General features: G+C 73.6%; 11 protein-coding genes. 6 read left to right on the top strand and 5 right to left on the bottom strand.

Features of this window, described 5'->3' with window-relative positions; all coding sequences use genetic code 11:
• Positions 1–11 precede the first annotated feature (11 nt).
• Positions 12–1,166: a glycosyltransferase family 9 protein gene (locus ACZ4Z2_RS15950; RefSeq protein WP_468076299.1), complete on the top strand. Its 1,155-nt coding sequence runs from the start codon at positions 12–14 to the stop codon at positions 1,164–1,166.
• A gap of 119 nt (positions 1,167–1,285) precedes the next feature.
• Here the strand turns inward: ACZ4Z2_RS15950 and ACZ4Z2_RS15945 are convergent, their stop codons facing one another.
• Positions 1,286–2,665, bottom strand: a complete 1,380-nt coding sequence (locus ACZ4Z2_RS15945; RefSeq protein ID WP_468076297.1) for an MFS transporter — start codon at positions 2,663–2,665, stop codon at positions 1,286–1,288.
• A gap of 624 nt (positions 2,666–3,289) precedes the next feature.
• Between ACZ4Z2_RS15945 and ACZ4Z2_RS15940 the strand changes: the two genes are divergently transcribed.
• The 3 genes from ACZ4Z2_RS15940 to ACZ4Z2_RS15930 are packed head-to-tail and all read left to right on the top strand — an operon-like array spanning position 3,290 to position 4,617.
• On the top strand, positions 3,290–3,841 hold the full coding sequence (locus ACZ4Z2_RS15940; protein ID WP_468076295.1) for a hypothetical protein: 552 nt from the start codon (positions 3,290–3,292) through the stop codon (positions 3,839–3,841).
• Positions 3,841–4,065, top strand: a complete 225-nt coding sequence (locus ACZ4Z2_RS15935) for a hypothetical protein (RefSeq protein ID WP_468076294.1) — start codon at positions 3,841–3,843, stop codon at positions 4,063–4,065. The genes ACZ4Z2_RS15940 and ACZ4Z2_RS15935 overlap by 1 nt, the downstream gene beginning before the upstream one ends.
• Before the next feature lie 21 nt (positions 4,066–4,086).
• Positions 4,087–4,617 carry a DUF6098 family protein gene (locus ACZ4Z2_RS15930; RefSeq protein WP_468076292.1) on the top strand — a complete coding sequence of 177 codons (531 nt, stop codon included), beginning with the start codon at positions 4,087–4,089 and terminating at the stop codon, positions 4,615–4,617.
• A gap of 50 nt (positions 4,618–4,667) precedes the next feature.
• On the opposite strand, the gene ACZ4Z2_RS15925 is transcribed toward ACZ4Z2_RS15930, so the two are convergent.
• The 4 genes from ACZ4Z2_RS15925 to ACZ4Z2_RS15910 all read right to left on the bottom strand — a co-directional run bounded on the left by ACZ4Z2_RS15925 (position 4,668) and on the right by ACZ4Z2_RS15910 (position 10,308).
• On the bottom strand, positions 4,668–5,159 hold the full coding sequence (locus ACZ4Z2_RS15925; RefSeq protein ID WP_468076290.1) for a GNAT family N-acetyltransferase: 492 nt from the start codon (positions 5,157–5,159) through the stop codon (positions 4,668–4,670).
• 116 nt (positions 5,160–5,275) lie between these two features.
• Positions 5,276–6,433 (bottom strand): M48 family metallopeptidase, encoded by a 1,158-nt coding sequence (locus ACZ4Z2_RS15920; protein WP_468076288.1) that lies wholly within the window; start codon positions 6,431–6,433, stop codon positions 5,276–5,278.
• A gap of 312 nt (positions 6,434–6,745) precedes the next feature.
• Positions 6,746–7,831, bottom strand: a complete 1,086-nt coding sequence (locus ACZ4Z2_RS15915; RefSeq protein ID WP_468076286.1) for a sugar ABC transporter substrate-binding protein — start codon at positions 7,829–7,831, stop codon at positions 6,746–6,748.
• Positions 7,828–10,308 carry a SpoIIE family protein phosphatase gene (locus ACZ4Z2_RS15910; RefSeq protein WP_468076284.1) on the bottom strand — a complete coding sequence of 827 codons (2,481 nt, stop codon included), beginning with the start codon at positions 10,306–10,308 and terminating at the stop codon, positions 7,828–7,830. Before ACZ4Z2_RS15910 ends, ACZ4Z2_RS15915 begins: the two co-directional genes overlap by 4 nt.
• A gap of 344 nt (positions 10,309–10,652) precedes the next feature.
• Between ACZ4Z2_RS15910 and ACZ4Z2_RS15905 the strand changes: the two genes are divergently transcribed.
• Positions 10,653–11,744, top strand: a complete 1,092-nt coding sequence (locus ACZ4Z2_RS15905) for a sugar ABC transporter substrate-binding protein (protein ID WP_468076282.1) — start codon at positions 10,653–10,655, stop codon at positions 11,742–11,744.
• Positions 11,745–11,792: 48 nt separating this feature from the next.
• Positions 11,793–12,566 carry an ATP-binding cassette domain-containing protein gene (locus tag ACZ4Z2_RS15900; protein WP_468076280.1) on the top strand — a complete coding sequence of 258 codons (774 nt, stop codon included), beginning with the start codon at positions 11,793–11,795 and terminating at the stop codon, positions 12,564–12,566.

The following is a 12,566-nucleotide window of genomic DNA, read 5'->3' as shown; positions in this document are numbered from 1 at the left end:
CGGTGGGCCGCATGGAACCGCAACCGTGGGAGCCGGGCGCCGGGGCCCGGGCGCACCGCCCCGCCGTGCTGGTCCTGCGGGCGCTGGGGCTCGGGGACCTGTTGACCGCCGTCCCCGCGTTGAAGGCCCTGCGACGGCGGCTGCCCGGCCATGAGATCGTGCTCGCCGCCCCGGAGCGGCTGGCCCCGGCGACGGCGGCGACCGGCCTGGTGGACCGGCTGCTGCCCACGTCCGCGGCCGGGCGGGAGGTCCCGGCGGACCTCGCGTGGACCGGGCCGCCGCCCGACCTCGCGGTGGACCTGCACGGCAACGGCCCGCCCAGCCATCTGCTGCTCCGGCGCCTGGGTCCGCGCCGGCTCCTCGCGTACGCGCACCCGGGGACGCCGGATGTGCTCGGGCCGGTGTGGCGGGAGGACGAGCACGAGCGGGATCGCTGGTGCCGGCTGCTGCGCTGGTACGGCGTCGAGGCGGACCCGGACGACCTGGGCGTCCCGGCGCCGACGGCACCCTCGCCGGCGCCCGGCGCGGTCGTCGTGCATCCCGGGGCGGACGCCGGGGCACGGCGCTGGCCGGGGGAACGGTTCGCCGCCGTGGCCGGGGAACTGCGGCGCCGGGGCCAGGAGGTGGTGGTGACGGCGGGGGCCGGTGAGGAGGCGGGGGCCCGATTTGTGGCCGCGACGGCGGGGTTGCCGCCGTCCGCCGTGCTGGTCGGCGCGGACGGCGACCTGCCGTTCGACCGGCTGGCCGCGCTTGTCGCGGGCGCCCGCTGTGTGATCGTCGGCGACACGGGCCCGGCGCATCTGGCCACCGCCCTCGGTACCCCGTCGGTCGTCCTGTTCGGCCCGGTGGCCCCCCGTCTGTGGGGACCGCCGGCCACCCCACGCCACCGGGTCCTGTGGCACCCCGGCGGCGACCCGGCCCCGCGCCCCGGCGACGCCCACGGCCGCCTGCCCGACGAGCGTCTCCTCCGCATCACGGCCGACGAGGTCGTCGAGGCCACCCTCGCGGTCCTCAGCCACGACGAGCCCGGCGGGCCCGCTCCCGGCAGCTGGCCGGCGGACAGGAACAGCCGGGCGGGGAGAAGGAACGACAGCCGAGCGGCCAAGCCGGACGGTCGGCCGGCCGAGCGGCACAGCGGGGTACTGCCCTCGGAGGCCCTGCAGTGAGGGGGCGGGGGTCCGGGCGGGCCGGTCGTGGGGCGAGACGGGCGCGAGTGGTCGGGGGGTCCGCTCGGGTGTCGGGGTGGGCGCGGGGCGCTGGGCGATCCCTTCGTGTGTCGGGGCGGTCAGGCCGCTGTGCTCAGTCCCGGGTGTGCGGCTGCCGTCTTGTCGTGGGCGGGGCCGGGCTCGGGGGTGAAGCCCCGTACCGCGTGTTCCTCGGCGTCCGGGACCAGCGCGGTCGTGGTCCGGCGGCGGCGCAGGGCGAAGCCCGCCGTGATGGTGGCCGCGATGAGGAGGCCGCCGGTGACGAGAGCGCCGCGCGGGCCGGCGAGTTCCATGAGGAGGCCGAGCAGCGGCGGGCCGGCGAGGCCCCAGCCGGTGCTGATGCTGCCCCAGACACCGAGGACCCGGCCCCTGAGGTGGGCGGGCGGATCGGTCTGGAGGACCGTGGTGCCCGCGGTGTCGGAGACGGACTCCACCACGGCCATCGGCAGGACCAGGACCAGGAGCACCGCCAGCGACGGGGAGAACCCGGCCACCGCCTGGAGCAGCGCTCCCCCGGCCGCCAGGACGCCGACCAGGCGGACGGACGGTCTGCGCAGCCGGGCGCCGAGGACCGCCCCCAGGATGCCGCCGACGGCGAGCACCGTGGAGACCGTGCCGAACGCCCCGGCGCCGCCCGCGAGGGGCCCGGTGACGAGCACGGCCAGCGTCAGCCCGTAGTTCCGTCCGAACATCGAGCTGATCCCGGTGATACCGGCGAGCGCGACGAGCCGGGGCCGGCGGAAGAAGTAGACCAGCCCCTGCCGCACGGTCATGTCGGTGTGGTGACCATGACGCTCCCCCGTGGCCGCCGACGTTGTCCTCGTCCCGGAGGCCGCCTTCGCCCCCGTCCGCGTGCCGCGCTGAGCGGGGATCACGGGGTGGGCGGCGGCAGTCCGGGACGTCTGGACCGCCTCGTGCACGGGACGGAGGAACGGGATGACCGAGGCGACGAACAGGAAGGACAGCCCGTTGGCGGTGTACGCGGCGGCCGTCCCGAGGAACCCGACGGTCACCCCTGCCAGCGCCGTCCCGGCGAGCCGCCCGGCGCTGTGCACAAGCGAGCCGACACCGATGGCCGAGGGCACGTCCTCCTTGCGCACGAGGTCGTTGCCGAGGAGCGCGCAGGCGGGACCGTCGACCGTGGCCACGAGGCCGGTCACGGCGGCCAGCACCATCAGCACGGTCACGTCGAGCCGGTCCGTGGCGACGAGGGCGGCGGTCACGAAGGCCACCGCGCCGAGCACCGCCTGGCTGACCGCGGCGGTCGTCCTGCGGGGCCAGCGGTCCACGGCGGCACCGCCCACGAGGCTGACGAGCAGCGCGGGCGCGGCCTGGACGGAGATGGACAGGCCGGTCGCGGCGGCCGAGCCCGTGATCTGGAGCACCAGGAGGTTCTGGACGGTGAGCTGCATCCAGGTCCCGGCGTTGGAGAGGAAGTTCGCGAGGGACCACCAGCGCATGCTGGGGTACTTCAGGGAACGCCAGGGCGAGCGCGAGGCGGGGGCGGGCGCGGGGCCCAGAAGTGAAGAAGAAGGCACGGTGAGCTACTCGGAGACGGGTCCGTGGACTCGGGCAGGGCGGGGCGAGGGGTACGGCTGCGAGGTCTCGGAACGCCGGCTGCGCTGCACGGCCGCTCCACCGGATCGCTCCGGAGGCCGCCCCGGTGGACCGGTGTCCCACGACGGCTGCGGCGTGGGCCCGTCCCGGGCACGGCATCGCCCATCGTGGCAGACGGGAGGGCCAGGCCCTCCGGGGACCGCGGTGAGCCCGCTCGGCCACCCGCCCAACTGCCCGCGGCCGAGGCGCTTTTGCCCCACCGGGTGGGCTTGCTCACAGCCGCCGCACCGCCGAACCACCGCCCCGGCCGGGAGTGACCGGGACGACACCGCCACGGGGCCCACACACCCGGTCGATCGCCCGACCGGCCCTGAAAGGCGGTGCGCATGACATCCGTGAGGTTCGGCCGGGGCTTCGGGACGTTTCCGCAGGGATGATCGGGTACTCGCAGCGTGAACCACGTACATCCGGAACAAAACGGGCAAAGGTGTTCCCGGTGGCCCGGAAGACCGGGAAGGAGCATCGCGATGAGTCAGGCGACACGGACCCGGTCCGCCTCCGCCGAGCGGACGGACATGGATCTGCTCTCCATCTACCTCAACGACCATCTGGCCGGCGCGACCGCAGGCGTCGATCGCGCCCGCCATCTGGCCCGGTCCTGCCAGGGCACCGACCTGGGCCCCACCCTGGGAGTGATCGCGGGCGAGATCGCCAAGGACCGGCGCAGCCTGACGGACATCATGCACAGGCTGCACATCCCGGCGCGCCGCTACAAGATCGGCCTGGGCTGGGCCGCGGAGAAACTGGGGCGGCTCAAGACGAACGGCAGGCTGGTACGCCGTTCCCCGCTGAGCACGGTCGCCGAACTGGAGGTGCTGCGCGTCGGCGTCACCGGCAAGATCGCGTGCTGGGAGACCCTGCGGCACCTCTGCGAGAGCGACGAACGTCTCGAACCCGACGTGCTCGACGATCTCCTCCACCGGGGCCACCGGCAGCTGAACGCCCTGGAGGAACTGCACCGGGAGCAGACCACGTCCACCTTCCGCACCGCCGACCCGCACGGTCAGGGAGCACAGTGATGAGCGAACAGACCCCGTCCCAGGCAGAGGGCGAACCGGACAACGGCACCGACATCGACACCGGCCGCGAACCGGCCCCCGACGAGCAGGTGCCCCGCACCACCCCGTCCCAGGCCGAAGGCGAACGCGACGACGAGGCCGAGGGCACCGACGCCGGCACCGACAGCACCACCAGCCGAGGCGACAGCGACAGCGGTGCGGGAGACGGCGACGACCGCCCCTGACACGACGAATCCGACGACGCCATGAACACCCGAGACGAACTTCCCGTCCTGCGGACCCTGGAGGAACTCGCGGACCTGGTACGGCGCACCTCCGGTCTCCATGTCCGCTGGTCGAACGGCCCCGACGCGGACCGCGCCCTCGCCACGAGCAGGGACGGCCTCACCGGCGTCCGGCTGCCGGGGCTGTCCGCCAACCCGCTCGACCTGGAGCCCTGGTGGGAGGACCGGCCGGTCGAACTGTGGGTGGCACGCCGCCTGTACGACTACTCGCACCTTCCGCGCGAGAAGGGGCCGGGAGTCCGCCCCTGGATCCTGCGCGGCCGGGTGAAGGGCCGGGGGCCCGACAACGAACCGCTCCTCGGTGACATCGAGCCCGTCGGCTGGATAGACGAGGCGCTCATCAAGGAGGCCCGGGAGACGGTCGACCGCCAGGAAGGCGCATGGGGCCCCATGCAACGCGACGGCGACGAGCCGTCCAAGGGCACCACCGACAACACCGACGGCGGCACCCCCGGCGGGGACACGACCCCCGGCGGGGACACGACCGACTGACCCCCACCCCGCTCCCCGCCAACCGGCTGTCGCCCGAACATCAGCTCCGGCTACCGGATTTCCGGGGCGCGTGCCGCGAGTTCGGCGAGGGGCGCTCCTGTGAGGCGGCAGACCGTCCACTCCTCCAGGAGTTCGGCGCCGAGTGACTTGTAGAAGCCGATCGCCGGGTCGTTCCAGTCGAGGACCCACCACTCGAAGCGCTCGAACCCGTCCCGGCGGCAGATCGCGGCGAGCGACGCGAGCAGGGCCTTGCCGTGTCCGCCGCCGCGGGCCGTCGGCCGTACGTAGAGGTCCTCCAGATGCATGCCGCGCGTACCGGTCCAGGTCGAGAAGCGGGGGAACCACAGGGCGTAGCCCACGGTCCCGCCGGTCTCCTCGTCCTCGGCGATCAGGGCGTACGCGGCGGGGTGCTCGCCGAACAGGGCCTCACGGAGCTGCTCCTCGGTCGCCCGCGCCTGCTCCACCGCCCTCTCGTACTCGGCGAGTTCGCGGATCATCGCGCGGATGTCCGCGACGTCGTTCACAGTGGCTGCCCTGATCATGCCGGAGATCATCGGTCACCGGATCGGACGGTGTCCACCCGGACGACGGCTCGACTCGGCGTCGTCGGCGCCTCACGGCGAGCGTCGGTCGGGGGCCGGCGGTGGCGGTGGTGGGTTCAGACCAGCACGCAGTCCTGGATGACCTTGCGCGCCACCAGCCGCCGCGCTTCGTCCAGTTCGCCCTCGATGGCGTCGGCCTCCGGGCCACCGAGGGTGACCGTCGCCGGCCGACCGGTGTCCCGGGACAGCCGGGCGATACGCGGATCGTCGGCATCGGCATCGGCATCGGCATCGGCGCCGGCCGGGCCGCCCGGCTCGCGGTCGGGCAGGGCGGCCGCGTGGGCGGCGACCTTCGTCCAGAAGTCCCGCTCCGCGTTCCGTACCGCCTCGCCGCGACCGAAGGTACGGGCGGCGATGGCCAGGCGGTGCATCTCGGTGCCCACGCTGTCGGCGGACCGCCGGTCGCGCAGCAGGGAGGCCGGCGCCGGGGCGGAGGCGACCCGGGCCGCCTCGGCGTCCGCCCGGAACTCCGCGTACCGCGCCGCCGGGCGCGTGAGCCGGACCAGCGCTCGGGCCAGGCCCTTCATCACCAGGTGCGGGATCCACAGGACGTAGTTCGCGAGCCGTCCGCGCTTCTTGACATCGCGGGTGGCCTCGGACACCGTGCCCGCGTGGTAGGCGGCCGGGGCCCCGTCCCAGATCCCCGCCGGCGCGTCGGCGCGGGCCGCCGCCAGGTCGATCCCGCCGTTCAGCGAGGTGAGCGCCGTACCGACCAGCGTGCCCCGCCGGACGTCACCGCCGAAGCACACCAGTTCCTGCGCGAGCGCGGCGACCCGCTGCTCCGGACCTGACGTCACCCACAGCGGAAGCCCGAGGTCCAGCACCCGGTGGCGGCGGATGCCGTACGCACGGACCCGTACGGCGAAGTCCGCGGTGACGCGCACGGTGTCGACGCGCCGCTCACCGACCTCGTCCGCGATCGTGTCCAGCAGCGTGAACAGGGCCGGCGCCTGCGCACGGCGCAGGACGGGCCAGTCGGACCCGAGGCCCCCTGTGCGGGGCCGCAGTTGGGCGGCGACGCCGAGCAGTACCAGCCCGATCAGGGGCTGCACGACCGTCGCCCACCCGAACACGATCAGGGCCAGACCGCCGATCAGCAACCCCGCCACGACGAGGTGGGTCGCACACGCGACGCCGTAGGCGACCGCAGTGGCCGTTCTCCCCCTGCCGGGCGCCGCGTTGTCCGCCGCAGCCGCCATCTGTGTCCGCCCCATGATGCCCTCCCCGTCGGCTGCGGAGATCATATGCGCGGGCCCCGCTCCCCATGCCCGGACCGACGGCGGGCCCGGTGCGTCGTGCACCGGGCCCGTCGCTCGCGCAGTCCCCGTCCCCACGGGAGGCGCGCTCACCACATGCCGCTCGCATGTGGGGTCGAGGATCGCCGTGCCGGGGGGCCGTGACCGGTTCGCCGTGCCAGTTGTCGCCGCTCCCGTGGGGACATCGTGATACCCGTGGGGCCGGTGGGAAAAGGGGGAAAGAGGGGTTACTGAGGGGTCCTCACACTCCCTGCACAGTCGGTGAGTTGCTCAGCCCGTGAGGCCCGCGCGATCGCAGGCGCGGCGGAGCCCGGGGGTGCAGATCTGGTCGACGGTGTAGACGCCGTCGTCGACAAGGGTCGGCTCGATGGTGCCGACCGTCACGGGGGTCGGCGCGAGCAGCACGGTGGGGATGTCCTCGGTGGTGGGGCTGTCGGTCGTGGTGGTGGCGATGTCGTCGAGGTCCTCCCCGCGGCCCAGGGCGACGGCCATGCGGGCCGCCGCGGACGCCTCCGCCTGGAAGGGCTTGTACACCGTCATGGACTGCTCGCCCCGGACGATGCGCCGCACGGCGTCGAGGTCGGCGTCCTGTCCGGTGACGGGGGGCAGTTCGCGCACGCCGGCCTTCTTGAGGGCGGAGATGACGCCCGCGGCGATGGCGTCGTTGGCGGCGAGGACACCGTCGATGCGCCGGGGCCCGAGGGCCGCGATGGCGGCGGCCATGTTGGCGTGGGCGTTGTCCGTGCTCCACCCCTGGGTCTGGTACTCCCTGCCGATCTTCACCTTGCCCTTGATGACGGACAGGGCGCCCTCCCGGTACCAGGCGGCGTTGGGGCTGGCCGGGTCGCCGTTCATCATGACGACGGTCCCGCCCTTCGCGTCGCGGCCCATCGCCTTCAGCAGGGCCGCGCCCTGGAGCCGGCCGACCTGTGCGCCGTTGAAGGAGACGTAGCCCGAGATCGGGCCTTCGGCCAGCCGGTCGTAGGCGACGACATGGACGCCGGCGCGGCGGGCCTCCTGGATCGAGGAGCGGATCGCCCGGGTGTCGGCGGCGTCGAGGATCAGGACCTCGGCCCCCTTGGTGATCATCGAGGTGACCTGTTCCCGCTGGCGGGCCGCGTCGTTCTCGGCGTTGGCGTACTGCACGGTGCAGCGCCGGCACAGTTCCCGGACGCGCTTTTCGATCAGCGGCTTGTCGGAGTGCTCCCAGCGGGGGATCGCTCCGCTCGGCAGGAGCAGGCCGACGGTGAAGCCGCCGTCCGTGCCCGGCTCGTCGCCCCCTCCGCAGGCGGCCGCGGACAACGCCATGAGCGCGGTGACGACCGCCGCGCCGACCTGTCGCGTGCGTGTTCTCATGACAGGTCCCTCGGTTCCGTTCGGGCTCCCGGGGCCGCCGCGCGGCGCGGCACCACGATCTCGCTCCACACCTGTTTGCCGCCCGCCACCGGCACCGTGCCGAAGGAGTCGGACATCGCCTCGACGAGCATCAGGCCCCGTCCGCCGGTCGACTCCCAGTCCACGATCACCGGCTTGGCCGGGGCGCGGGGCGAGGAGTCGCTGACGCAGACCCGCACCCGGTCGCCGCGCAGGGTGAGATCGATGCGTACGGGGCCCTGGGTGTGCACCAGGGCGTTGGTGACGAGTTCGGAGACGACCAGCAGGACCGCGTCGGCCACCTCCTGCGCCTGCCAGCGGCGCAGGGTGCGCGCGGTGAAGCGGCGGGCGTGCATGACCGCGTCGGGCAGCCGCCACACCGCCCAGCCGGCCTTGACCGGCCGGGTCCGCATCCCGTCGTACCGCATCAGCAGCAGCGCCACGTCGTCCTCTCGGGGACCGAAGTCGCCGAGGAGGGCGTCGGCCACGCGTCCCGGGTCCGCCGGATCGGCCACGGTCAGCGAGGCGCGCATCCGGCGCATGCCTTCGTCCAGGGGCAGGTCGGCGGCCTCGACGAGACCGTCGGTGACCATGGTGAGCACCGCGCCGGGGACGATCGGGACGGCGGTCATGGGGAACTCGGCGTCCGCGAGGATGCCGAGCGGGGGCCCGCCCTCCACGAGGACCTCCTCGGTGCGGCCGTCGGGGTGGCGCATCAGCGGGGAGAGGTGTCCGGCGCGGACGAAGAGGATGTTGTCCTCCTCCATGTCCAGTTCGGCGTAGCAGCAGGTGGCGAACAGGTCGGTCTCCATGCCGACGAGGAGCCGGTTGGCGTGTGAGATGACCACGTCGGGCGGGTGCCCTTCGACGGCGTAGGCGCGGACCGCCGTCCGCATCTGGCCCATGATCGTCGCGGCGCCCGCGCTGTGTCCCTGGACGTCGCCGATGACGAGCGCCACCCGGTCCTCGGAGAGGGCGATGACGTCGTACCAGTCGCCGCCGACCTGGAGGCCCTGCCGTGCGGGCACATAGCGGGCGACGGCGATCCCGCCGGGCAGGTCGGGCAGGCGCCGGGGCAGCAGACTGCGCTGGAGCATCGTCGCGAGTTCCTGCTCGGCGTCGTGTGCCTGCGCGCGCTTGAGCGCGTCGCCGACGAGCGCGGCGGTGGCGGTCAGCAGGGACCGCTCGTCGGGGACGAACTCGTGCGGACGGTCCCAGCCGATCAGGCACACGCCGACGGCGCGGCCCTTGGCGGGCAGTGGCAGGACGGCCAGTCCGCCGTCGCCGATGCCGACGAGCCCCGGCTCGAACTCCGTGCCGGCCGGCCACAGGTCCATGCGCCCGTCCCGCAGGGCCGTCTTCAGGGTGGGCAGCACGCTGATCGGCGCCTCCGGCCACTCCGTACGCCATTCGGCCCGCCACCGCTCGGGCCAGTAGGTGGTCTGGGGCGGGTCCAGCACGGTCACCACGAGCCGGTCGCCCTGGAGTTCGGCGAGCGCCACCCGGTCGGCGCCGAGCGGCTCGCGCAGCGCGCTGACCACGACCCGGCCGACGTCGCGGACCGTCGTGGCGTCGTCGAGTGCCGCGGTCAGCCACTGGATCCGGGAGACGTCGTCGGCGCTGCGGCGGAGCTCGGAGGTCGCGGTCACGATGCCCTGCACCCGCTCGGGCCGGCCGTCGGCGCCTGCCAGGACACGGCAGCCGAGGCTCAGCCAGCGCATCCCGCCGGTGGGGCAGCGGACGCGGAACTCCAGTTCCCGGCGCTCGACGGCCTGGGTCGTGGGTTCCACCACCGACATCAGGGCGTGCATGTCCTCCGGCACGGCGTGGGCCAACAGGGTGTCCACCTTGCCGTCGAACTCGTCCGGGGTGATCCCGACCAGGTCGAGCAGGGTCTCGTCCGCCTCGATGAGGCCGGTGTCCGGCACCAGGGCGAACGAGCCGACGTGCATACCGCGCAGGGCGGTGGTCAGCGGCGACACCGGTACGGCGCCACCGTCCCCGGCACGCAGGACGTCGGCCACCGCGTCGGCGTAGCGGCCGAGGAAGCCGCGCTGTTCGGGGTCGAAGCCGACGGTGGACGGCCCCACGACGACGAGGCAGCCACGGCGGCCGCCCTCGGTCCTCAGGGGCAGGGCACCCAGGGAGGCGCGCGTGCCCGGCGGCACCGGCCCGCCCTCCGGGTAGCCGGCGAGCGCCGGGGGGTCGAGCCAGAGCGGCAGGCCGGTGCGGAGGGCGTGCGCGGCGGCGGAGCGGCCGGACAGGGGCAGCCGTTCGGGTGGCGTGTGGGCGGCGGTGCCGCGTCCCGTGGTCTCGATCAGCCGGAGGTCGGTGTCCGCGGGGCCGGCGGTGTAGACGGCGACGAGCGCCGCCCCGGCGAACGCCAGCGCCCGTTCGCTGGCGGTGGCCTCCGGCAGCAGGGAGGGGAAGCGGGTGTCGGCGGCACCGTACCCGGACATCCGCGGCTCCGAGACTCCGGCCTGGACAGGGCCGTCATGGGGCATGTCCGCAACCTTCCTCCCGTCCATGCCGCGAGCCCTGACAAGATCAGGCACTCACCTACCAGAATCGCATATACGAACCAACCGGACAGAACGGGAGCGGATGGGCGGTGGCTCAGCATTCGCAGAACATCGCGGCCGGTGCCACACTGACGACGTGGTCGCCCCGCCGCTTCCACGCGGTACGTTCCGAAGCCGGGCAGCACCGCTCCGCGACCGGACACGCATCCCTGACTCCGCGACGCACACGCAATCCCCGCGCGGTGCGGGGCGACGCGGCGAAGGGCGAGGAGGTCTGTCGCATGAAGGCCCGCATCCGGGACGCGGCCACCACCGTGACCGCGGTCTCGACAGCCGTGGTCCTGACCGCCTGCGGGGCCGACGACGCCTCCGACGACCCCTCGGGCGAGAGCAGCGCCACCACGATCGGCCTGCTGCTGCCGGACTCCACCACGGCGCGGTGGGAGACGCAGGACAGGCTGCTGCTGGAGCGGGAGATCAAGGAGCGCTGCGCCGACTGCGAGGTCGAGCACGGCAACGCCAAGGGCGAGGTGGCCGCCCAGCAGGAGCAGATGGACTCCATGATCACCCGGGGGGTGGACGCCATCGTGCTCGTGGCCGTGGACTCCAGGGCTCTCGCGGGTTCGGTGAGGAAGGCGGAGGAGGCCGGCATCCCGGTCATCGCCTACGACCGGCTCGCCGAGGGGCCCATCTCGGGCTACGTCTCCTTCGACGGCGAGGAGGTGGGCCGACTCCAGGGCGAAGCCCTGCTGAGGGCCATGGGCGGGAGCGTGGAAGACGGCCAGATCGTCATGATGAACGGCGATCTCAGCGACCCCAACGCGGTGGCGTTCAAGAAGGGCGCGCTGTCCGTGCTGGAGGGCAAGGTGAAGATCGGCAAGGAGTACGACACCGCCCAGTGGCGGACGGAGACCGCGAACATGAACATGTCCAGCGCGCTGGCCAGTCTCGGTGCCGAGTCCATCGACGGGGTCTACGCGGCCAACGACGGCCTCGCCGCGGGCAGCATCTCCGCCCTCAAGGCGAACAAGGTCGAGCCGCTGCCGCCGGTCACCGGGCAGGACGCCGAGCTGCGTGCGGTCCAGCGGATCGTCACCGGCGACCAGTACATGACGGTCTACAAGCCCTTCGAGCCCGAGGCGTCCGCCGGTGCCGCCATGGCGGTGGCGGCGGCCCGCGGCGAGAACCTCGACGAGGTGGCCACGGACACCGTGTCCAGCGACGGCAGGAAGGTGCCCGCCGTCATGCTCACCCCCGTGGCCGTGACCGCCGACACGATCGAGGAGACCCTCGTGCGCGACGGCGCCTACACGGTCGAGCAGATCTGCGTCCCCGCAGTACAGGCCGCCTGCGAGAAGATCGGCCTGACCTGACAGCCGGTCACGAGCGGGCCCCGCGCCCCGGTGAGGAGATGGTTGCCCGTGCCGAGTCCCCCGTTGCTGGCGCTGCGCGGTGTGTGCAAGCGCTTCGGCGTCGTCGACGTCCTCAAGGACGTCGAGCTGGAGATCCACGCCGGGCAGGTCGTCGCCCTGCTGGGCGACAACGGGGCCGGCAAGTCCACCCTGGTGAAGGTGATCTCCGGGGTCGCTCCCGCGGACCGGGGTGTCATCGAGTGGGAGGGCGGCAGGGTCCAGATCAGGCGCCCCCACGACGCCCGTGATCTGGGTATCGCCACCGTCTACCAGGACCTCGCGCTGTGCGGGAACCTCGATGTCGTCGGCAATCTGTTCCTCGGGCGTGAGATCCGCAGGTTCGGGTTGCTCGACGAGGTCGAGATGGAGCGCCGCACCCGGCATCTGCTGGAGCGGCTGACCAGGGGCATCCCCGATCTGCGCGCCCCCGTGGTCGCGCTGTCCAGCGGTCAGCGGCAGACGGTCGCCATCGCCCGCTCCCTGCTGGGCGAGCCCCGTGTGCTCATCCTGGACGAGCCGACGGCGGCCCTGGGTCTTGAGCAGACCAACGAGGTCCTGGACCTCGTCGACCAGCTGCGCGACCGGGGCCTCGGGGTCCTGCTGATCAGCCACAACATGGGCGACGTCAAGGCGCTCGCGGACCGGGCCGCCGTGCTGCGCCTCGGACGCAACAACGGCTTCTTCGATGTGAACACCGCCTCCCAGGAGCAGATCATCGCCTGTATCACCGGCGCCACGGAGAACGTGCCCCGGCGGGTGGCCGCCCCCGAGGCGGGGTGGTGA

The organism is Streptomyces sp. NPDC030183, assembly GCF_055573455.1.
The sequence above is the reverse complement of the archived record's forward strand: the minus strand, read 5'-3'. Positions and strand labels throughout refer to the sequence as shown.